Source organism: uncultured Desulfovibrio sp., from assembly GCF_944324525.1.
Taxonomy (GTDB): domain Bacteria; phylum Desulfobacterota; class Desulfovibrionia; order Desulfovibrionales; family Desulfovibrionaceae; genus Desulfovibrio.
The window spans coordinates 168,585-190,952 of sequence record NZ_CALUWS010000001.1 but is presented as its reverse complement, the minus strand read 5'-3'; the positions used below and the strand labels follow the sequence as shown (position 1 = coordinate 190,952).

16 protein-coding genes and 1 tRNA gene are annotated in these 22,368 nt (G+C 63.4%); 10 read left to right on the top strand and 7 right to left on the bottom strand.

What is annotated here, in order from left to right:
* Nucleotides 1-513 precede the first annotated feature (513 nt).
* From radA to Q0K12_RS00795, 9 genes are all read left to right on the top strand, one after another.
* Nucleotides 514-1,866, top strand: coding sequence for a DNA repair protein RadA (radA, locus tag Q0K12_RS00835; protein WP_297259527.1), 1,353 nt, complete (start codon nt 514-516; stop codon nt 1,864-1,866).
* A 7-nt stretch (nt 1,867-1,873) separates the two neighbouring features.
* Complete coding sequence (locus Q0K12_RS00830) at nt 1,874-2,500, top strand: class IV adenylate cyclase (protein ID WP_297259525.1); 627 nt, start codon at nt 1,874-1,876, stop codon at nt 2,498-2,500.
* Nucleotides 2,501-2,503: 3 nt separating this feature from the next.
* Nucleotides 2,504-2,821, top strand: a complete 318-nt coding sequence (gene clpS, locus Q0K12_RS00825; protein ID WP_297259523.1) for an ATP-dependent Clp protease adapter ClpS — start codon at nt 2,504-2,506, stop codon at nt 2,819-2,821.
* A 3-nt stretch (nt 2,822-2,824) separates the two neighbouring features.
* Nucleotides 2,825-5,206, top strand: coding sequence for an ATP-dependent Clp protease ATP-binding subunit ClpA (gene clpA, locus Q0K12_RS00820; RefSeq protein WP_297259521.1), 2,382 nt, complete (start codon nt 2,825-2,827; stop codon nt 5,204-5,206).
* Nucleotides 5,199-5,963 (top strand): leucyl/phenylalanyl-tRNA--protein transferase, encoded by a 765-nt coding sequence (gene aat / locus Q0K12_RS00815; protein WP_297259519.1) that lies wholly within the window; start codon nt 5,199-5,201, stop codon nt 5,961-5,963. The genes clpA and aat overlap by 8 nt, the downstream gene beginning before the upstream one ends.
* Complete coding sequence (gene uvrB / locus Q0K12_RS00810; RefSeq protein WP_297259517.1) at nt 5,960-7,990, top strand: excinuclease ABC subunit UvrB; 2,031 nt, start codon at nt 5,960-5,962, stop codon at nt 7,988-7,990. Before aat ends, uvrB begins: the two co-directional genes overlap by 4 nt.
* Before the next feature lie 4 nt (nt 7,991-7,994).
* Nucleotides 7,995-10,076, top strand: coding sequence for an NAD-dependent DNA ligase LigA (gene ligA, locus Q0K12_RS00805; protein WP_363315605.1), 2,082 nt, complete (start codon nt 7,995-7,997; stop codon nt 10,074-10,076).
* Between the two features lie 35 nt (nt 10,077-10,111).
* Nucleotides 10,112-10,894, top strand: a complete 783-nt coding sequence (gene dapB / locus Q0K12_RS00800) for a 4-hydroxy-tetrahydrodipicolinate reductase (RefSeq protein WP_297259515.1) — start codon at nt 10,112-10,114, stop codon at nt 10,892-10,894.
* Nucleotides 10,895-11,078: 184 nt separating this feature from the next.
* Nucleotides 11,079-11,501, top strand: a complete 423-nt coding sequence (locus Q0K12_RS00795; RefSeq protein WP_297226526.1) for a hypothetical protein — start codon at nt 11,079-11,081, stop codon at nt 11,499-11,501.
* Nucleotides 11,502-12,105: 604 nt separating this feature from the next.
* Here the strand turns inward: Q0K12_RS00795 and Q0K12_RS00790 are convergent.
* From Q0K12_RS00790 to Q0K12_RS00760, 7 genes are all read right to left on the bottom strand, one after another.
* A complete protein-coding gene (locus Q0K12_RS00790; RefSeq protein WP_297259513.1) occupies nt 12,106-15,162 on the bottom strand; it encodes a chemotaxis protein CheA in 3,057 nt (1,018 codons plus the stop codon).
* A gap of 58 nt (nt 15,163-15,220) precedes the next feature.
* Nucleotides 15,221-15,589, bottom strand: coding sequence for a response regulator (locus tag Q0K12_RS00785; protein ID WP_296304597.1), 369 nt, complete (start codon nt 15,587-15,589; stop codon nt 15,221-15,223).
* Nucleotides 15,590-15,681: 92 nt separating this feature from the next.
* The gene (locus Q0K12_RS00780; protein ID WP_297259511.1) at nt 15,682-16,440 is read right to left on the bottom strand and encodes a chemotaxis protein CheW; all 759 of its coding nucleotides are present in this window, start codon (nt 16,438-16,440) and stop codon (nt 15,682-15,684) included.
* Nucleotides 16,434-17,210, bottom strand: coding sequence for a ParA family protein (locus tag Q0K12_RS00775; RefSeq protein WP_297259509.1), 777 nt, complete (start codon nt 17,208-17,210; stop codon nt 16,434-16,436). The genes Q0K12_RS00780 and Q0K12_RS00775 overlap by 7 nt, the downstream gene beginning before the upstream one ends.
* Before the next feature lie 4 nt (nt 17,211-17,214).
* Complete coding sequence (locus Q0K12_RS00770) at nt 17,215-18,087, bottom strand: protein-glutamate O-methyltransferase CheR (RefSeq protein WP_297259536.1); 873 nt, start codon at nt 18,085-18,087, stop codon at nt 17,215-17,217.
* A gap of 694 nt (nt 18,088-18,781) precedes the next feature.
* Entirely contained in the window at nt 18,782-20,716 is a 1,935-nt protein-coding gene (locus Q0K12_RS00765; protein ID WP_297259507.1) for a HEAT repeat domain-containing protein, read from the bottom strand.
* Nucleotides 20,717-20,742: 26 nt separating this feature from the next.
* Complete coding sequence (locus Q0K12_RS00760; RefSeq protein WP_297259505.1) at nt 20,743-21,990, bottom strand: chemotaxis response regulator protein-glutamate methylesterase; 1,248 nt, start codon at nt 21,988-21,990, stop codon at nt 20,743-20,745.
* Between the two features lie 125 nt (nt 21,991-22,115).
* Here Q0K12_RS00760 and Q0K12_RS00755 point away from each other — a divergent pair.
* Nucleotides 22,116-22,193, top strand: a tRNA-Pro gene (locus Q0K12_RS00755).
* Nucleotides 22,194-22,368: the final 175 nt, after the last annotated feature.

Sequence of the window (22,368 nt, the reverse complement as noted above, 5' to 3'; positions counted from 1 at the left end):
ATTCGGCTCTTGGCAGAAAACCTCCAGCTTCATGTCTGAACGGAGGGTGAACAACGTGTTGACACTCTACATCTAGGACCTGTTAACACAACTCTTACAAATCATTTTAACATATAAGATGAATCAGCTGTATATACCCGCCTGCTTTTGAGTGCTTACCTCTCCCCAGCGCGCTTTTCCTTTAGTAAAAGCGCGCTGGGGAAGGGATAGGGGGCTTGGGGGGAAGGGGAACCCCTCTCGCGCTGGCGGCGATCCAACGGGCGGCCCGGAGGGCCGTGCCCGTTAGGCGACGAAGGAGCCTTACGGACATCGACAGCAGAGCGAGGGGTTCCCCTTCCCCCCAAACAAGCAGCGAATAGTGCCAACAAGCCCTAAGGGAAAGAACAGCCTTTCGTGACCGTGAGGGAGCCGCCTATTTCCGGGCGGCTCCCTTTTTTGCGCGGCGTACCCATCATGCGGTCGGACAGCGCCGCGGCACTTGCCTCTCACCGCCTTTTTCCGTAGGTTTGCCGCATGGCAAAAACGCGCGAAGTCTACATCTGTTCCGCCTGCGGCGCACAGACCCTGCAGTGGCGGGGGCAATGCCCCGGCTGCCATGAGTGGAACACCCTGCAGGCCGCGGCCCAGCCCCGCGCGGCGGCCTCGCGCCCGGCTTCGGCCGCAGCCGCTCGCACGCCGGGCAGCCGTCCCCAGCCCCTGCGGGATGTCTCCGACTCGGGGCACACTCCCTATGCCAGCGGCATCGAGGCGCTGGACCGTGTCCTCGGCAAGGGGCTCGTGCCCGGCGCGGCCCTGCTGGTGGGCGGCGAGCCGGGCATCGGCAAATCGACCCTCCTGCTCCAGGTGGCGGGGCTCGTGGCCCGGCAGGGCAGGGATGTGCTCTACGCCAGCGGCGAGGAGTCCCTCCCCCAGATCAAGGCTCGCGGCCAAAGACTTGATGTATTGCATGAACGATTGCTGGCCATGGCCACTTCCAGCGTGGAGGAAGTCATTGCCGCCGTGGAAAGCGCCCCGCCGACCCTGCTGGTGGTGGACTCCGTCCAGACCCTGACCAGTCTTGAGGCCGACGGCCTGCCCGGCAACGTCAGTCAGGTACGGGCCGTGGCCACCGCGCTGCTGGAGTGCTGCCGCCGTACCGGGACGACGCTCATCCTCGTGGGCCATGTCACCAAGGACGGCGTGCTGGCCGGGCCGCGCATGCTGGAACACATGGTGGACACGGTCATCTCCGTGGAGGGCGACCGCCGCCAGCTCTTCCGTCTGCTGCGCGTCTTCAAGAACCGCTTCGGCCCCAATGAGGAACTCCTCGTCTTCCGCATGGGCCAGCACGGCATGGAAGTGGTGGACGATCCCTCCACCTTCTTCCTCGGTGCGCGCGACCCGGAGCTGTCCGGTACGGCCGTGGTCATGGCCGTGGACGGCCAGCGGCCGCTGGCGGTGGAAGTGCAGGCACTCGTCGCACGCACCTTTCTGAGCATCCCGCGCCGGGCGGCCCTGGGCTTTGACGCCAACCGGCTCCATCTCCTGCTGGCCGTGCTGGAAAAACGCCTCAAGCTCAATTTCGGACAGGTGGACATCTACGCCAAGGTGGGCGGCGGCATGAAGCTGCAGGAACCGGGGCTGGATCTGGCGCTGGTGGCGGCCGTACTGTCCTCCTACTACGACGTGCCGCTGCCGGAAAAGTGCATCCTGTGGGGGGAGGTGGACCTCAACGGTCAGATCCGGCCGGTCGCCGCCCAGGAGCTGCGGCTCCGGCAGGCGCAGCGGCTCGCCTTTTCTCCCATCATCCATCCGGCGGCGGACACGGGCGGCATATCCACCCTGATCCAGCTGCAGCAGCGGCTTTTCCACCGCCGCCACCCCTGAGACCAACATGAACCGTGAAGTGGAACGCAAATATCTGGATGTGGACTTTCCCCGCCTGCGGGCACGGCTGACCGCCCTTGACGCCCGCAGCGAGGGCGTCCATTTCGAGCGCAACATCCTGTTCGACAAGGGCGAGGAGCTGTTCGGCAGCTCGCGCCTGCTCCGCCTGCGCAGCCGGCAGTGGGCCGCGCATGAGGATCATATCCTCACCCTCAAGCTGCCGCCTGTGGCCGCGCGCCATGCCGCCGAGGCCGGGTTCAAGGTCCGGGAGGAACGCGAATGCCCGGTAGCGGACAGACAGACCATGCAGGGCATCCTGGAGGGGCTGGGCTATCTGCCCACGGCCCGTTACGAAAAGTTCCGGGAAAGCTGGCATCTGGACGGGGTGCAGGTGGATATGGACATCTTGCCCTTTGGGCAGGTGGTGGAGTTGGAAGGCGAGGCGGAACGCATCCGCAAAGTTGAAGTGCTGCTTGAACTTGACAAGCAGCCGACCAGTGCCGACTCTTACCATGTACTGCATCAACGCTGGCGTGCGGAACAGGGTTTGCCGCCTGAGCGTTCCTTTGTCTTTTCCCCCAGTCAGGCGGCGCAATGGCGCGCCGTCCTGCAGCTGCCGCCAGAGGAGGACTGAGCCATGCCGGCCCCTTACAGACCGCAAGACGAAAGCGACGGACAAAGCCTGGTAAAAGAACGCATCAAGGAGCCGCAGCGATTCGTGGTCCTGCTGCATAACGACGACTACACCAGCATGGATTTCGTGGTGGACGTCCTGCAGGGGATCTTCAACAAGAACAGGGAAGAAGCCACGCGCATCATGCTGTCCGTGCATGAGAAGGGCGTCGGGCGCTGCGGCGTCTACACCGCGGAGATCGCCGAAGCCAAGGTCCGCCGCGTGACGCAGAAGGCACGGGCGGCGGGATTCCCGCTGCGCTGCACCATGGAGCCGGAATAAGACATGTTGAGCAATGACGTTCAGGAAGTCCTGAAGATCGCCGTCATGGAAGTGCAGGAACGGCAGCACGAGATGCTGACCGTGGAACACATCCTCTACGGCATGACCGCCACCGTGCGCGGCTGCCTCATCCTGGAAGGCAGCGGCGTGGATGTGCCCCTGCTGCGCGAGCAGCTCGAGCATTTCTTCCAGACGGAGATGGAGAGCGTCCGCCCGGCCAATCAGCTGGAGATCGTCCAGACGCCGGGCGTGCAGCGCCTGCTGGAGCGGGCCGTGGCGCATATCCGCTCCGCCGGACGGGAGACCGTGGATGTGGGCGACATGCTTGTCTCCCTCATGGAGGAAGAAGGCAGCTATGCCGTCTACTACCTGCGCAGGCAGGGCGTGGAACGGCTGGACGTGCTGACCTTCATCTCCCACGGGCTGGAAGACGGCAGCGGGTCCAAGGGCGTCCGGGAAAAGGCCGAGGACGACGAGGAAGGCCGGGAAGATGATCCCCTGGCCCGCTACACCACCGATCTCACGGCCCGCGCGGCCGCCGGCGGCATCGACCCGCTCATCGGGCGGGAAATGGAGCTGGACCGCGCCATCGAGGTGCTGTGCCGCCGCCGCAAGAACAACCCCCTTTTCGTGGGCGAGCCCGGCGTGGGCAAGACCGCCCTGGCCGAGGGCCTTGCCCTGCGCATCCATGAGGGCAAAGTGCCGCCGCGCTTCCGGGAGGCCCGCCTCTTTGCGCTGGACATGGGGCTCGTGCTGGCCGGCACGCGCTACCGCGGCGACTTCGAGCAACGCCTGAAGAAAATCATGGATGCCCTGAAGCATGTGCCGCAGGCCATCCTTTTCATCGACGAACTGCATACCATCGTGGGAGCGGGCACCACGTCCGGCGGGTCGATGGATGCCTCCAACCTGCTCAAGCCTCTGCTGGCCAGCGGCGAACTGCGCTGCATCGGCTCCACCACCCATGAGGAATACCGCAACCATCTGGAGAAGGACAGGGCGCTCGTGCGGCGTTTCCAGCGCATAGATGTGCGCGAGCCCGGCATCGAGGACTGTCTGGCCATCCTGGAAGGCCTGCAGAGCCACTATGCGGACTTCCATCAGGTACGTTATGCCAAGCCCGTCCTCCGGGCCATGGTGGAGCTTTCCAGCCGCCATGTGCGGGAGCGCCTCCTGCCGGACAAGGCCATCGACGTCATGGACGAGGCCGGGGCCGCCGTCCGTCTGCGGCAGCCGGACGAGGACGGCAAGCGCCCGGCGGTGACCCTGCGGGACGTGGAGCGCATCGTGGCCCGCATGGCCGGCATCCCCGAACGCAGCGTCAGCGGCGGGGAAAAGGACCGCCTGCGCCATCTGGAGCGCGATCTCAATGCCCGCGTCTTCGGGCAGGAGGCCGCCATCTCGCTGGTGGTGCGCGCCATCCTGCGCTCACGCGCCGGGCTCGGGCAGAGCGGACGCCCCGCCGGGGCCTTCCTCTTCTACGGGCCCACCGGCGTGGGCAAGACCGAGGTGGCCCGCTCGCTGGCGCAGTGCCTCGGCGTGGATTTCCTGCGCTATGACATGAGCGAATACATGGAAAAGCACGCGGTCTCCCGCCTCATCGGCGCGCCTCCGGGCTATGTGGGCTTCGATCAGGGCGGCCTGCTGACCGAGGCCGTGCGCAAATCCCCGTATTCCGTGGTCCTGCTGGACGAGATGGAGAAGGCGCATCCCGACATCTTTAATGTGCTGCTTCAAGTCATGGATTACGGCACGCTGACCGACACCACGGGCCGCAAGACCGACTTCTCGCATGTGGTGCTGATCATGACCAGCAATGCCGGGGCCTTCGAGATGTCCGCCGCCAGCATGGGCTTTGCCGCGCCCGCCGCGGCCCGTACGGCAGGGCCCGCCGGGGACGACAAGACGGGCAAGCCCACGGAAGCCGCCGCCCGCAAGGGCCGCAAGGCGCTGGAACAGCTCTTCACGCCGGAATTTCGCAACCGCCTTGACGCGCTGGTGCCTTTCGGCAGCCTGACGCAGCCCATGATGCTCCGCATCGTGGACAAGTTCGTGGAAGAGGTGGCGCAGAGCCTGACCGAACGCCATGTCCGCCTTACGCTGGACGAGGAGGCCCGGCGGCATCTGGCCCAGAAGGGCTTCGATCCGCGCATGGGCGCACGGCCGCTGCGGCGTCTGCTGCGGGACGAGCTGGAAGATCCGCTGGCGCAGGAACTGTTGTTCGGCCGCCTGCAAAAGGGCGGCGAGGCCGTGCTCGTCCTGGAGGACGGCAAGCTGCATCTGGACATTTCCCGGAAAAAGCCCGCCAGCGCCGCCACGGACGACGAACAGACGCCGCCCCGGCGTCCGGCCGCACGGCGCAAGAGCAGAGATGGGCATGCGTGAGCGCCCGCCGGCACGGCCGGTCGACCCGGTATCGGCCTACGCGGCGCAGTTCCCCCCGCTGGAGGCGGCCCGGGAGGACGGCCTGCTGTGCCGCGGCGGCGACCTGCATCCGGTACGTCTGCTGGCGGCCTACAGCCGCGGCATCTTCCCGTGGTACAGCGAGGGCATGCCGCTGCTCTGGTGGTCGCCCGCGCCGCGCTGCATCCTGCCGCTGGACAAATTCCGCCTGCCCCGGCGCAGCATCCGCACCCTGCGCAAGGCGGGCTTCCGCCTGACCTGCGACGCCGCCTTTGCCGAAGTCATGCTGCACTGCGCCGGGCCGCGCCGCCGGGAGCAGGGCACATGGATCACCCGCGACATGTTCCGGGCCTATGTGCGCCTGCACGAGATGGGCTATGCCCATTCCATCGAGACCTGGCAGGGGGACACGCTGGCCGGAGGGCTGTACGGCGTGTCGCTGGGCCGGGCCTTCTTTGGCGAATCCATGTTCCACCGGATCTCCGAAGCGTCGCGTGCGGCCCTGACCGGACTGGTGGATCTGCTGCGTCTGCGGGGCACGCTGTTGCTGGACTGCCAGCAGGATACCCCGCACATCATGGGCATGGGGGGGGAGCTCGTCTCCCGGGCGGCCTTTGAAGAACTTCTTGAACTGGCCGTGCAGCGGGAGGCCGATCCCGCCTGTCCGCTGCGCTGGCAGCCCTGGCGCGAGCGCTATGCCCATGACGGCCGGCAGTGGCACGAGGTGAACCGCACATGAGCGAAGCCGTCTTTTCCCTGCAAAGCGAACACCAGCCCACGGGCGACCAGCCCGAGGCCATCGCCCAGCTCGTCGGCAATATCGAGGCCGGGGTCCCGGCCCAGGTGCTGCTGGGGGTCACCGGATCGGGCAAAACCTTCACCATGGCCAACGTCATCGCCCGCTGCAACCGCCCGGCGCTGGTGCTGGCCCCCAACAAGACCCTTGCCGCCCAGCTCTACAGCGAATTCCGCGCGCTCTTCCCGCGCAATGCCGTGGAATATTTCGTCAGCTATTACGATTACTACCAGCCGGAAGCCTATGTGCCCGCCTCGGACACCTACATCGAAAAGGATTCGGCCATCAACGACAATATCGACAAGCTGCGGCATGCGGCCACGCATGCCCTGCTGACGCGGCGGGACGTCATCATCGTGGCTTCGGTCTCCTGCATCTACGGCCTGGGCTCGCCGGAATACTACGCCAAGATGGTCATCCCCGTGGAGGTCGGCCAGCGCTTCCCCCTGGACGCGCTCATCAGCCGTCTGGTGGAAGTGCATTACGAACGCAACGACTACGATTTCCACCGCGGCACCTTCCGGGTACGGGGCGACGTGCTGGAGATCATCCCGGCCTATCACCACGAGCGGGCCTTGCGGCTGGAATTCTTCGGCGACGACATCGACGCCATGCGCGAGATCGACCCGCTCACCGGCGACGTGCTGGCCAAGGTGAGCAAGACCGTGCTCTATCCCGCCAGCCACTTCGTGTCCGCGCAGGACAACCTCAAGCGCGCCTGCGACGACATCCGGCAGGAACTGCAGGAGCGTCTTGTCCTGTTCCGGGAGCAGGGCAAGCTGGTGGAGGCCCAGCGTCTGGAACAGCGCACCCAGCTTGACCTTGAGATGATCGAGGAGCTGGGCTACTGCAACGGCATCGAGAACTACACCCGCCACATGGACGGCCGCAAGCCGGGCGAGCCGCCGTCCTGCCTGCTCAACTATTTTCCCGAAGACTATCTGCTCTTCGTGGACGAGTCCCACATCAGCGTGCCGCAGGTGGGCGGCATGTTCAAGGGCGACCGCTCCCGCAAGGAAACGCTGGTCAATTACGGCTTTCGCCTGCCCTCGGCGCTGGACAACCGCCCCTTGCAGTTCGCGGAATTCCGCCGGCTCGTGCATCAGGCCGTCTACGTCTCGGCCACGCCGGCCAAGTACGAGCTGGACGAGGCGCAGGGCATCGTGGTGGAGCAGATCATCCGGCCCACCGGCCTTGTGGACCCGGAAGTGGAGGTGCGCCCCACGGCCGGACAGATGGAAAATCTGCTGGGCGAATGCCGCGCCCGCGTCAGCCGGGGAGAACGCGTGCTGGTGACCACGCTCACCAAGCGCATGGCCGAGGATCTGACGGAATACTGCTGCAATATGGGCGTGCGCGCCCGCTATCTGCATTCGGACATCGACACGCTGGAGCGCATGCAGATCATCCGCGCCCTGCGCACCGGGGAGTTCGACGTGCTGGTGGGCATCAACCTCCTGCGCGAAGGGCTGGACATCCCGGAGGTCTCCCTTGTCTGCATCCTGGATGCGGACAAGGAGGGCTTTTTGCGCTCCACGGGCTCGCTCATCCAGACCTTCGGGCGGGCGGCGCGCAACGAGCACGGGCATGTCATCCTCTATGCGGACACGGTGACGGCCTCCATGCAGGCCGCCATGAACGAGACCGCCCGCCGCCGCGAAAAGCAGGCCGCCTACAATGAGGCGCACCACATCACCCCGCGCAGCACCCGCAAAAGCCTGGACTCCCCGCTGGACGCCCTCTATGCCGAAAGCGACGGCAAGGGAGGACGCGGGCGCGGCAAGGGCAGGGCGGCCGCCCGCAACGAACAGGCGGAACTCCCCCTCACGGCCGAGGAGACCGCCGTACGCATCGCCGAACTGGAAAAGGAAATGCGGGCCGCGGCCCGCGATCTGGAATTTGAGCGGGCCGCCGAGCTGCGGGACAGCATCCGGGCACTGCGCTCCCGCCTTATCGCCCTGCCGGAGTAACCCTATGCCTCTTGACGACTTGCCGCTCTTTACCCAGCCCGTCGCCTCCGTCCCGCCGGAAAAGGCGCGCATGGACGCCCTCGTGGCCGAGCTGGAACACCATAACTACTGTTACCATGTGCTGGACGCGCCGGAGATCAGCGACGACGCCTATGATGCCCTGTTCCGCGAACTGCTGGCGCTGGAAGCCGCTCACCCCCAGTGGCGCAGCCCTCACTCGCCCACCCTGCGCGTGGGCGGCGGCCTCCTGAGCGGGCTGGTCAAGAAGGCGCACCGCCGCCGCATGTACGGGCTGGACAATGTGTTCAATGCCGAGGAGTGGCGCGATTTCGTCGAGCGCATGCGCCGGGCCCTGCCTGAAGCGCCGCTTGCCTTCTGGTGCGACCCCAAGCTGGACGGCCTGGCCCTGGAGATCGTCTACGAGAACGGCGTCCTGACCGAAGCCCTGACCCGTGGCGACGGGGAGATCGGCGAGGTGGTGACCGCCGCCGTGCGTACCATCAAAACCATCCCCCTGCGGCTCAGACCGCCGGCGCAGGGTGGGGAGCTGCCCGCCCGTCTGGAAGTGCGCGGCGAGGTCGTCATCTTCAAGGCCGATTTTGCCGCCCTCAATGAACGCCGCGACGCCCTCGGGCAGAAGACCTTCGCCAATCCGCGCAATGCGGCGGCAGGGGCGCTCCGGCAGCTGGACACCACGGCCACCAGCGCCGTGCCGCTGCGCTTCCTGGCTTACAGCCTGGGCGATGCGGATTGGGGCGGAGCGCAGCCCTGCAGGCTCCAAAGCGAACTCATGGCCCGGCTGCGGGACTACGGCTTCCAGACGCCGCCTGACGGTCGCCTCTGCGCTGGTCCCGCCGAGGTGGAGACCTATGTGGAGCAGGTGCGGCAGCGACGCGAGAGCTTCGATATGGAGATCGACGGCGCCGTGGCCAAGCAGGACGATCTGGAAGCGCAGGAAGCCCTCGGCCATACGGCCCGCGCGCCGCGCTTTGCCGTGGCCTTCAAGTTCCCGGCCATGCAGGCCCGCACCATCCTGCGCGGCATCGAGATCCAGGTGGGGCGTACCGGCGTGCTGACGCCGGTGGCCATCCTTGACCCGGTGGCCGTGGGCGGCGTCATGGTCTCGCGGGCCACCCTGCACAATGAGGATGAAATCCGCGCCAAGAACATCCGCATCGGGGACACGGTGCTTGTGCAGCGCGCCGGGGACGTCATCCCCGAAGTGGTCGGCCCGGTGCTGGAAGCGCGCCCGGCGGACGCGGCGGAATTCGTCTTCCCGCACGTCTGCCCGGTCTGCGGCCAGCCGGCCCACCGGGAAGAAGGGGAGGCCGCCTGGCGTTGCGACAATCTCGCCTGTCCGGCCATCCGCCTGCGGGCCATCAGCCATTTCGTCTCCAAAGCCGGGCTGGACATCGGCGGCATCGGCCAGAAGTGGATCGAACAGCTGGTCAGCAGCGGGCGCGTGCAGTCGCCGCCGGACCTTTTCACCCTCACGGTGCCGGAGCTGCTGCAGTACGACCGCATGGGCGACTCGCTGGCCCAGAAATTCGTGGACGCCATCGAGCAGGCCCGGCACACGGCCACCCTTGCGCGCCTGATCTGCGGCCTCGGCATCCGGCATGTGGGCGAGCAGACCGCCCGCCAGCTTGCCCGGCATTATGCCGACCTCGACGCCCTGGCGCACGCCGGCACGGAAGAGCTCATGCGTCTGGAGGACATCGGCCCCGAAGTGGCGTCCTCCATCCGCGCTTTCTTTGCCAACGCGGCCAATGCCGCCATGCTGGAACGCTTCCGCGCGCTGGGGCTCTGGCCCTCGGCCCCGGCGGAGCCCGCGCAAGCTGCCGTGGCCGACGGCCCGCTGGCCGGCAAGACCATCCTTTTCACCGGGACCCTTTCCATGAAACGGGATGACGCCGCCAAGATGGCGGAAGCCTGCGGGGCGGCCATCGCGGGGGGCGTCAGCAAGAAACTGGACTATCTGGTGGCCGGGGAAAAGGCCGGCAGCAAACGCGAAAAAGCTGAAAAACTGGGGATCCCCATCCTCAGCGAACAAGAATTCCTGGACATGCTCCGTAGGGGCGAATAAGCCCGGCACGTCCGCCAGCAAAGGAGAGATACGATATGGCAACGCCGCTCATCATCATGGGAGCCGGCGGGCGCATGGGACGCACCATCGCCACGCTGGCCGAGGAAGACAACACCTACAGCCTTGCGGCTCTGGTGGACCGGGCCGATCATCTGGCCCAGCTCCACGCCGGCAACGGCTGCCTCATCACCGACGACCTGCGCGCGGCCCTCGCCCACTGCGCCGACGCCGTGATCATCGACTTCACCGCGCCGGAGGTCAGCCTGAACACCGCGCGCCAGGCTGCCGAAAGCGGGCATGCCGCCGTCATCGGCACCACCGGACTTGACGAGGCGCAGCGGGCCGAACTGGCGGGGCTTGCCCAGAAAACGCCCCTGTTCTGGTCCTCCAACATGAGCGTGGGCATCAACGTGCTGCGCAAGATCCTGCCCGAGCTGACCAGGGCGCTGGGCGACAAGTACGACATCGAAATGGTGGAGCTGCATCATAACCGCAAAAAGGACTCCCCCAGCGGGACGGCGCTGACCCTTGGCGAATGTCTTGCCGAAGCGCGGGGCTGGAATCTGCCTGACGTCCGCTGCTCGGCCCGCGACGGCATCATTGGCGAGCGCCCCAAGGCGCAGATCGGCATCCAGGCCATCCGGGGCGGGGATGTGGTGGGCGTCCATACGATCTACTTCATGGGCCCCGGGGAACGCATCGAAGTCACCCATCAGGCCCATTCGCGCGAGACTTTTGCCCAGGGCGCCCTGCGGGCCGCCGCCTGGCTCAAGGGGCGTGCCGCCGGCCGCCTCTACGGGATGCAAGATATTTTCTAGATTTTTTCTTGATGTTTTTCCTTTGGTACGATAGGGAAAAAAGGTACGTGAAAAAATAAGGGGTTTGGAGCAAGCATAGCGTAACGCCCATGCGACCGATCCGGGAGGAAGCCGACGACAGCAGCTTTCTCCGCATGGCGTTTTCCGCGCGATCTGCCTGCTCCCATGATTTACCGGGGGAAACATGCCACAGGTCGCCGCTCGCATCAATGAGGACCAGGAACGCTGGCTCAAAGATTACTTCCGTACCAAGAGCGCGGGAGCGGAGTTCATCCTCCCGTGGGCTGTGGATACTTTTTTCCGGGCCATCACCAACATCAAGACCCTTTTCACGGGAGCCGAACTGAAGGCCATCGTGGAAGCGCACAAGGATATGCGGCTCATGCCGGACAATTCCCGCCTGTCCTATCTGCTGTTGCGCGTACACGATGCCTGCGAGATCAACCACGTGCACATGCGGCACGGTGCGAGCAAATCCAGTCTGGAGAGCAAGCTCAAGTCGCTGGACGACACCCAGGCAACGGCGCTCATGGTCTGGGCGTCCGCTTTCTGGGTCAGCCGCAACTGCTCGGCGGAAAGTTTGGACGAGTATATCCGCGCCTACTAGGGCCTGTAACACTCTTTGCTGCTTGTTTAGGGGGAAGGGGAACCCCTCCGCCGACGCTGGAGGGGTTCCCCTTCCTCAGCGTGCTTTTATAGTGGGAACAGTCGGGGTACGAGGCAGCCTCGCCCCAAAAGCAAGCGGAGCGCATACAGCTTGCTTTTCTTAACTGATGAAATTGTTTGTAAAATTTGTGTTAGCACGCCCTGGAGCGTTTATCTTTGACAAAGATGAAACGCGAGAGGCATCAGCACACGCCGCACGACCGAAAGTGAGCGAAAAACAGCGTTTTTCCCGCGAAACGCCAGGCCGTATGGCTAACTGAGAATGCGCTAAAAACAACACGAGCGGCAAAACATACGGCCCTTTCGGGCCATGCCCGCAAGAGCATACGACACAAAGCACAGCGGTCTTACTCGCTGTGCTTTTTTTCATCCTGCGAAAACCCGTTTGGTACGCACATAGCGTTTTGCCGTTGAAAACGGCAAAACGCAAGGTTGGAAACGCAAAGCGTTGCAAACGAGAATTGCGCACGGAAGGGCAGGGGGAGGATACAAAAAAAGCGGGCGCCATCGTTTGATGGCGCCCGCCGTGATCGCAGCGTTTTGCGTCAGATGGTGAACTCCTCACAGCCCGAAGATTCGGAAGAGGAGGCCCGCGAGACGCCCTTGGGCGATTCATTGCCCAGGCTGTTGCTGGCCTTGGAGGTGGACATCACATAGATCTCATGCGGGTCAAGGATGAGGATGACCGAGCCGTCGCCCATGATGGTCGCTCCGGAGATCCCCTTGAGATCCCCCAGATAAGCGCCCAAGGGCTTGATGACGATTTCCTGCCGTTCCAGCAGGCGATCCACCACCAGCCCCAGACGGCGATCGTTATCATGGATCACCACGACGGAGAGCACTTCAGGCAGCGGATCCGTACGCGGCAGATCCAGCATTTCAGCCAGTTCCACGATACCCAGCACTTCGCCGCGCAGGGTGACGGCCTTGCGGCCCTTCACGTCCGTCAGACGGCTGCACTCGATCTTGGTCGTTTCCGAAACCGCATCCAGCGGAATGGCGTAGGTTTGACCGGACACATTGACCATCAGGGCGTCAATAATGGCCAGCGTCAGCGGCAGGCTCAGCGTGAAGCGCGTACCCTTGCCCAGTTCGGTATTGGTGCTGACGCTTCCCTTGAGGTTCTTGATGTTGGTACGCACCACGTCCATACCCACACCACGACCGGAAATGTCCGTGATCTTGTCCGCGGAGGAGAAGCCGGGGGCAAAGATGAGCTCTACAGCTTCGCGATCATCGAGCTGCGCGGCTTCTTCCGCCGTGATGATCCCCTTGCGGATAGCCACTTCACGCATCTTTTCGGGGTCAATGCCCTTGCCGTCGTCCTCGATCTCGATGGCGACGGAGTTCCCCTTGTGGAAGGCACGCAGCGTCACGCGGCCCTTGGGGGATTTGCCGGCGGCCACGCGTGCTTCTTCCGACTCGATACCGTGGTCGACGGAGTTACGGATGAGGTGCACCAGCGGGTCGCCGATGGCCTCCACCACACTCTTGTCCAGTTCCGTTTCCTCGCCTTCCATGACGAGGTCCACTTCCTTGCCGCTTTTGCGCGACAAGTCACGCACCAGACGGGGGAAGCGGGAAAACACGGAGGAGACCGGCACCATGCGAACCTTCATGATGGTATCCTGAAGGTCGTCGGAAATGCGCGCCATGGCGTAGGTCGTTTCCGAAAGGCTCTGCGCCACCTGCGAGATATCCACATCCGCCCCGCCGGATTCCAGAGACCGGGCGATAAGGGCGTACCGGTTGCGGTTGATGATGAGTTCGCCGATGAGGTTCATGAGGTGGTCGAGCCGCTCATGATCCACACGGATGGACGAACTCTTCTGTGCCGTCTCCGTAGCCGGTTTGGCGGCGGGCTTGGCGGCTGCCGCAGCGGGCTTGGCCGCAGGGGCGGCGGGCTTGGCTGCAGGCGCAGCAGCAGGAGCCGCAGGGGCGGCCGGTTTGGCGGCGGGCGCGGCGGCTGCCGCAGCAGGCTTGGCCGCAGGGGCCGCAGCGGGGGCCGCAGGGGCCGCAGCGGGGGCCGCAGGCGCGGCGGGCTTGGCCGCAGGGGCAGCGGCAGGAGCGACCTTTTCCGACTCAGCCGCAGGCGCGGCAGGTTCGGAAGCAGCAGCTTCAGGAGCGGCAGGCGCGGACTCCCGCTTCTTTTTGATGGCAGCCGTGGCCATCTCTTCGATGATGGCGGTTTCCTGAGAGATCAGGTCGACCATCAGAGAGAAGTCTATGCCCTGGGAGCGTCCCTGGTCAACGATGCCCGCGGTCCGTTCGGCATATTCCTTGACGTCATTGAAGCCCACAAAACTGCTGGCGTTCTTGATGGCCGTCAGGCAACGGAAAAGCGCGTCCTCGGAGTCCTTGTGCGAACCATCCTTGCGCAGCGTGGCAAGAGCGGCATTGATGATCTCGAACTGCTGCTTGATCGTCGCCTGGAAGGCGTCCAGATCGTCTCCTTCCGCCCCCATGGGGATAATGACCGGCGTCACCACATCCACAGGCTTGCCGTCGCCGGTCTCTCCGCCCTTGCCGCCTTTCTGGGCAGCAATCAACGCAGGGGGGAGGGCGATCTCCTCACCGGCCACCGCCTTTTTCAGCTGCGTCAGGATGGGTTCGGTATCGAAGGGGCGGGTCTTGCCGCTGGCGACGTCGATCCGGCCGACAAGCGTCTCCATGACGTCCACGACCAGCAGGAGCAGGTCGATGAGCTCATGAGAAGGCGACATTTTGCCCTGACGGACGTTATTGAGCAGCGTTTCCGCCTCATGCGTCAGCGCATTCAGCTCATTGTAGCCGATAATGCCGCTGTTGCCCTTGAGATTGTGGAAAAAGCGGAAGAGGTCGTTGACGAGGTCTTCCTGTCCGTCACCATCTTCCAGCTGCAGCAGGCCGTCATTGAGGTTGCCGGTGATCTCGAGCGACTCGTCGATGAAATCCTTGAGGTGCCCTTCGCCAAAGGCATTGAGGGCGTATTCCTGCTTGTCCGGCAGGCTGGCGACCCACTCCTTGCTGCTCATGCCCGGGGCTTCTTCAGATCCTGCGGCTTCAGGGGAAACCGCAGCGGGAGCCTCGGCAGCAGGGGCCGCAGACGGAGCCTCGGCGGCGGCCGCAGGCTCGGCAGCTTCGGCGGCAGGCGCAGCTTCCTCAGCGGGAGCCGCTTCCGCGGCGGGCGCTTCAGCCGGAGCGGCCTCGGCGGCGGGAGCCGCAGCCTCGCCATTCATGATGGCTTCGATCTGGGCAATGATGTGGTCTATCTCCACATCCCCTTCGGAGTTCGTCGCCTCGAGGTTCTCGACCATCTGGCGCAGGGCATCCGTGGAGGAAAGGATCACGTCCATGATCTCGGGCGTGACCACCATGGTCCCCTTACGCAGTTCGTCCAGAATATTTTCTGACTTGTGGGCAAGCTGGTTGATACGATTCAGCCCCAGAAAGCCGGACGCCCCTTTCAGGGAGTGCATGGGCCGAAAAATATCATTGAGAAGCGCAAGATTGTCCGGAGCCTTTTCCAGCTCCAGCAAGTTCGGCTCGATAGTTTCCAGATGCTCCTTGGCTTCATTGATGAAGTCGGCAAAGAGTTCCGGATCAAAAAAATCTTGACTCATACCATACCTACTTGGCTTGAGAGTATGCCATTCAGGCGCACTTGCCTAGTATTATCGGCTAGCCAAGCAGCATCTTTATGTTGCGGACCATTTTTTCTGGCTGGGCGGGCTTCACCATGTAGAGGTTGGCCCCGAGCGCCATGCCGGTCTGAATGTCCTTCTCCTGGCCTTCGGTGGAAAGCACGATGATGGGGATGTCCTTGTAGGCATCCTGGGCGCGGATATTCTTGATGAAGGTGAAGCCGTCCATGCGCGGCATATTGACGTCGGAAACGATGAGATCCACCTGATCCAGGCTGTACAGCTTTTCCATGGCGTCAAGACCGTCTTCGGCGGTGCTGACACGAAAGCCCTCGGCCTTGAGCACAAAGGCCACAAGATTGCGAATCGTCTTGGAATCGTCCACCACCAGTATATGCTTGCTCATGTCGTGCCATCCTCGTGCAAAGGCGTTTGAAGCAGAGTCTAGAGAGTTTCAGGGGGCTTGGCAAGTCTGCCGAATAGCTGGATGCTTTCCTGTCAGCGGCAAAGGATCTGCCCGATACGCTCCGGCGCCAGTATGCCGTAGAGGTTCTCGCCTATGCGGGCAAGCGCATAGAGGCATTCCGCGGCTTCCCCGAAGTGGGTCTCGGGGTTCCAGTTGAGCTCCTGCTGCCGCACGGTATAAATATTTTCCACTTTGTCAATGATAAGTCCTATCTGGATGCCCCCGCAGGGGCAAACCACCACAAGACTGTCCGCGGCGTAACGCGGCGACGCGTCACTGCTGACCAGCATGCACAGATGGACAAGCGGCGTAAGCCGTCCGCGAAGATTGATGACGCCCGCCACATGGCGCGGCGCACGGGGCAGCAACGCCAGCGGCATATATCGCAAGACCTCGCTGATGGCCATGATGGGCAACAGGAAGGATGTGCCGGCGATGCGGACGGACACAAGCTGGATCTCGGAAGCGGAGAAGAGCAGGCGGCGCTGTTCTTCCGCCTCATCAACGGAAGGAAGCTCCTCCTCGACGACGACAGGCCTGCTGACTCCGGCCGACGGCGGTTGCGCAGTGGCGGAATCCGGAGAGATAGCCGCCGGAGCCGCCGCCAGAGCGGCCCCTCCCTGCATCAGCGATTCGGGCGCCGTGATGACAGGGATCCCTGCCAGGGCATCGGGCCCGAGATATTTTTCCACAAAGGATTGCTCCGCACGAGAAAGGGGTGCGGTGGCCGCGTCCTTGCCGGAAAGGTGCAGATCCAGGTCGGCAAAATATTCAGCAGGAGTTTTCACCATAACTTCAGCACCTCCTCGGCCATGTCGGCATACGAGCATGCGCCACGGGACTTGGGATCAATATCAAAAATGGTACAGCCCAGGGCACTGGCCTCACGAAACCGCGTATCCACGCCGATGACCGTCTCAAAAATGGCGCCGTCCATCTTCTTGCGCAGCAGATCCAGCACATGCATGCAGGCCTTGGCCCGCTTGTCGTACATGGTGGCCACAGCCCGGTAGCGTATGGGCGACGGCAACACCTTGTTCAGCGTATGCAGCGAGTCGAACAGCAGCCGCAGGCCGTGCAGGGCCAGGAAATCCGTCTGAATGGGGATGATCAGCAGATCGCTGGCCAGCAAGGCATTGACGAGCATGAGACACATGTGCGGCGGGCAGTCCAGCACGATAAAATCGTACCGGTCGCGCACCTTGCGCACAGCACGTGCAAGAATCGTACCCTTGCACGTCCTGTTGTGCATGACGTCTTCAAGGTCATTCAGGCGAATGCTGCCGGGCGCAATATCCATGCCTGAAATGGCCTGTGTGTGGATGAGCTGTTCCCAGACGGCAGGCCACTCGCTCTCTTTGGCGACAAAAAGTTCGTACAGGCTGACGGTGACCGTTTCGGGGTACAGGCGCGCATGCAGCGTGGCGCAGGCATGAGGATCCAGATCCAACACCAGCACCCGCTTGCCCTTGCGCGCCAGCGCACCGCCAAGGCTGAGCGACGTCGTCGTCTTGCCCACTCCGCCTTTCTGGTTGGCAACAGCAAGAATCCTGGCGGCCATGACCTCAGCTCATCTTGCGATAGACAATGGTTCCGGTATGGTGCTCCGGCTTGAACGCACGGCTGATATTGTGCAGGGACTCGGAGTGACCGATGAGCAGCATGCCGTTGGGCTCAAGATTGTCGTAGAACGCGCTGATGACCTTACGCTTCATATCATCGTCAAAATAAATGATGACATTACGGCAAAAGACGATTTGCGACTTCTCCACACGCCGCAGCTGCTCCTTGTCGCTCAGATTGATCTGACCGAAGGAAACCAGCTGCTTCAGCTCCGGTTTGATCTTGTAGACGTTGCCGTCCTTGGTGAAGTAGGCGGAAACGATCTCCGGCGGCGTGGTGCGCAAGGCATACTCGTTATAGATGCCGCGGCGGGCGGCTGCCAGCACGGCTTCCGAAAGGTCATTGGCCGTGATCTTGATATCCCACGAACGAATCTCCGACTTCAGCACCTCATACAGGATGATGGCCAGCGTATACGGCTCCTCGCCGGTACTGCAGCCGGCCGACCAGATGCGCAGACGCTTGCGCCCGGTCCTGCGGCATTCGTCGATGACTTCCTTGAGCACATAGTCCTGAAAGACCTTGAGCTGCGGCGGATTGCGGAAAAAGCTCGTTTCGTTGGTCGTCACCACTTCAAAAAGGCGGTTGAGCTCTTCCTTGCGGCTGTTGTCGAAGCGGAGAAAATTGTAATACTCGCTGTAGGATTTGAGGTTCAGTTCCTTGATGCGGTTGGAAAGACGGTTCTCCACCAGGTATTTGCGGTTTTCGGCGATGAAGATGCCGCAGACCTGATAGATGAAGTCCCGCAACTGCAGGAATTCCTCGTCGCTTATCTGCAAATCCTTACGGAAGGGCGTGGACGACCCGGCCTGCATGCCGCTGCCGGGCGCGGGCCGAAAGGCGGAGGTGGGCGAGGGCGTACGCAGGCCGCCCAGCGCGCTCTGCGTCCGGAAGGACGAGGCAGGCGCGGAAGAGGGCGTCGTCTGACCTGCCGGGCGGAACGGAGAAGACGGCGTCAGCCCAGGGCGCGCCGAAGCGTCCTGCCCGGGGCGGCTCAGGCTGCTCAGAGGAGAACGCAGACCGCTTGTGCCGGTCCCCGCGGCGCTGACGCCGCCTTGCTGCCCCAGAGAAGAGCGGAAGGGCGAGGATGTCGTGCCAGCCCCGGAAGACGCGGCCCCCAGCCCGGCTCCGGAGGATGTCGCCGGACGGGAAAAGGCCGAGGGACGTGTGGAAGAGGAAAGCCCCGACGTAAGGCCGCCCGTCTGGCCGGAACCGGCCGCCCCCCCCAGGCCTGTGCCGCTGCGCAGTCCGGAAGAGAACGGCGAACCGCTCCCCAGAGAGCTGCCGCTTGTCTGATTGCCCGATGCGGAACGAAACGGCGACTCCGCCCGGGCGGAGCCGGCGCCCAGCCCCGAGCCAAGGGAGCTGCCGCTCGTGCCCGCCGTACTACGCAAAGAGGTAAACGGACGGGGAGCCTCGGCAGGCTTGCGCAAGGAAGAATCCTTGTCCTTCTCTGACGAGAGCTTGCTGTCACCACTTAAAAAAGAAGGACGCTGCTGGCTCATGATCTTACTCCTGTTCAGCCTGAATGGCGGCGACCGCTTCCGCGGCGGCGTGCTGGATCTCAGGATCTTCATGATCCATCATGCTCAACAGCACGCTGAAGGCGACGTTGCCGCCAATCTTGCCCAGCACCTCAATGATCTTGAAGGTGAGCATGGGGCTGGAATGTTCCAGCATGGACGCCAGCGTCGGCACGGCATCGATGGCCTTGTTGAGGCCCAGGGCCTCGACGGCCCGGATGCGCACCCAGTCGTTGTCGTCATTAAGGGCCGTCATGAGATGCGGCATGACGGACGGCGTGCCGATCTGGCCGAGAAGGTTGACGACAGCGGCGCGGACGTCCTTGTTTTCGTCAAAGAGCCGGGGGATGATGCGCGGCAGGTAACGCTCCGCCTCTATGCCGAGATTGAGGAAGGCCTCCACGGCCATCTGGCGCACGCGCGGGCTCTGATCCTCCAGCGCATCGGTGATCTCGCTGAGGTTTTCCGTCACGCTGTAGCGGCCCATGGCGTAAACGGCCATGAGGCGCTGCATGTCGTCGTCGCTGTTCATGCGCTCGCGGAAACGTTCATTGAGAATGGGGCTGTGCAGGTTGATGCAGGCCTCAAGCGCCATTTCCTGCACATCGACATAGCGATGGTCGAGCTGACTGAAGGCCACGGTGCAGGCATCTTCGCAACCGTGCTGATTGCCGAAGAAGATAAGGGCGCTCTTGAGGATCTCCGGGTCGTCGCAGCGGGCGACGACTTCCTTGAAGAAGGGGATGTCCTCCGTCGTGCCCAACTGGGAAAGCTCCGCCATGCCCGCACGCTGCAGCTCGCTGCCCAGATCCCAGAAAATGCTTTTGATGACCTCCACTGGCCGGTGATCCCCCATGAGCTGGCAGGCTTCCATGGCGATCATGATGTGCAGCTCATCCCCGCTGGTCAGCGCATCGCGGATGACGTCGTTATAGCCGATGGAAGCGATGGCGCGGATGGTCGCCTCATAGAGTTCGGGCGACTGGTCGGGGTCCAGGCGGCAGGCCAGATCAAAGACCGCCTGTGAGGCTTCGCCATCCCCCATGAAGCTCAGGCCCTGCAGGGCGGCCATGAGAATATCTTCGTCGTTGTCCGTCAGGGCATCCAGCAGATAGACGCGCAGGCGCTCCTGCAGCTTCGGCGTCAGCAGCGACAGGGACTGCCCGCCGAGGATCTGGACGATGGCCTTGACGGTCTTGTGCCGCAGGGCCACGCTGACGTTTTCCAGCGACTTGAACAGCAGCGGGATGGTCTTGAGGTCGCCCACGCTGCCGATGGCGTCGATGATGGCGGAGCACACCAGCGGCGAGACCTCCGGCAGCACCTGCACAAGGGCCCGGATGGTCGACTCGTCATTGATGCGGCTCAGGGCCTCCACCACGGCGAACTGCACCCATTCCTCATCTTCCATCATGGCCTTGGCCAGGTAGTCCACCGCTTCGGGAAAACCCAGCTCGCCCAGACTCACCGCCGCCTGATAGCGCACGTTGACTTCCGGGTCATGCAGCAGCACTTCGCCCAGCAGGGGAACGGCAAGATGATCCTGCGTATAGCCCAGGATATCGGACACGAAAATACGAACATCCGGATCCTCGTCATGCAGCCACTCGCGCAGGGCGCGCATGTTGTCCACGCCGATCTCGCGCAGGATATCCATGGCCACGTTACGGATGGGCGCATCGTCATGGCGCAGCAGCGGCAGGACGGCATCCACGGTACGCGCGCCGCGGATCTTGCGCAGGGCGTACTCCGCCGCTTCCTGTATGCCCAGATTTTCACTGGTCAGATGTTTGCACAGATAGGGGAGGGCCTCCTCAAGGCCTGCGTCACCCGCGGCAAAGGCGCCGCTGCGAATGGCGTCACTGTCTTCGCTCTGAAGATTTTCCAGTATCTGATGCACATTGGTAGACGAGTCGAGCATGATGGTGTCCTTGAGTAGGGGGTCAACTAACCTTTTACACAGGCCATTATTGCCTTGGCGATATCATCGGCATCAAGAATCTGATCGGCCAGCCCCGCATCCACGACCGCCTTGGGCATGCCGTAGACGACGCAGGAAGCCTCGTTCTGGGCAATCAGGTAGCCGCCTCTCTGCTTGAGCACCTTGGCGCCCTCGCAGCCGTCGGACCCCATGCCGGTCAGCATGACGCCCAGCACCCGCCGGCCCAGACCGTTGCCCGCCGTCTCCATGAGCACGTTGACGCTGGGCTTGTAGAGCGCGGAAGTAGGTTCCGTCGTCACCAGCACTTCCGGCAGCGGCCCCCGCATCTGGATGCCGATATGTTTGCCGCCGGGGCAGACATAGGCATGCCCGTTCTGGATTTTGTCGCCGTTGGCGGCCTCCGTCACCGTGATCTGGCAAACGCTGTCGAGGCGCTTGGCGAACGGGCCGGTGAAGGTCGCCGGCATATGCTGGGCCACCAGGATGCAGGCGGGGAAATTGGCGGGCAGGGCGGAAAGGATCTTCTGCACCACCGGCGGCCCGCCGGTGGACACGCCGATGACCACGATGTCATGCGTGCCGGTGCAGGGCCGGATGATGCCGCCTGCCGGGGTCGCGGCACTCGTGCCCGCCGCTGTGGCGGAAGTCCGCAGGGTGGGGCGGGCGGTCGCGCCCTGACGCGAGGCGGCGGAAGCGCCGCTGGTCAGGCTGCTCGTGCCGGACGTCCTGCCCAGACCGGAAGACAGGGAAGAGGGGCGCGCCGCGCTGCTGCCAAGGGACGAGGCGGAGCTGCCGGCAGAGGAAGAGAGGGAAGAGCTGCGGCCGGACTCAAGACTGGTCCTGGTGTAACGCAGACGGAGAAAAGCCTTGCGCCGGGCAATGGATTTGACCTTGTGGCGCAGTTCGACGCCGAAATCTTCCTGCTCGGCCCCGCTCACCTTGGCAATGAAATCAAGCGCCCCGTATTCCAGAGCCTTGAGGGTCGTTTCCGCCCCCTCGGCCGTCAGGGAGCTGACCATGAGCACGGGCAGGGGATTGGTCCGCATCAGTTCCTTGAGTGTCGCCAGTCCGTCCATACGCGGCATTTCCACATCCAGGGTGATGATGTCCGGTTGCAGCTGGGCAACCTTGGCCAAACAGTCCTGCCCGTCCTTGGCGGTACCGCAGACGGTGATTTCGGGATCTTTTTCCAGCAGGGCCACGATGGCGCTGCGCATAAACGTAGAATCGTCAACGACAAGAACTCGTACCACGGGAAAGCTCCAGAGCTAAAGTATTTCATCGCTCAACGAAAAAAATCTACCGCAGATAAAAAAAATTGACAAATGAAAAAAAGGCTTGCAATTCTTCCCGCGTTGGGCTAGGTTCTTTTTCGCAACGGGATGTGGCTCAGTTTGGCTAGAGCGCAGCGTTCGGGACGCTGAGGCCGCGCGTTCAAATCGCGCCATCCCGACCAGAAAAATCAAGGGGTTATGCAAATGCATGACCCCTTTTTTCGTTGTCTGGACAGGATCGTCCCGACCGATCCACAAAAATCTCCCTGACGGGGCCCGCCCGGTACAAGGAATTTCTCCTCCCGGCCCGGAAAAATCAAAAAAACTTGTCCCGCAGAAAAAAGCCGGGGCCGCTTC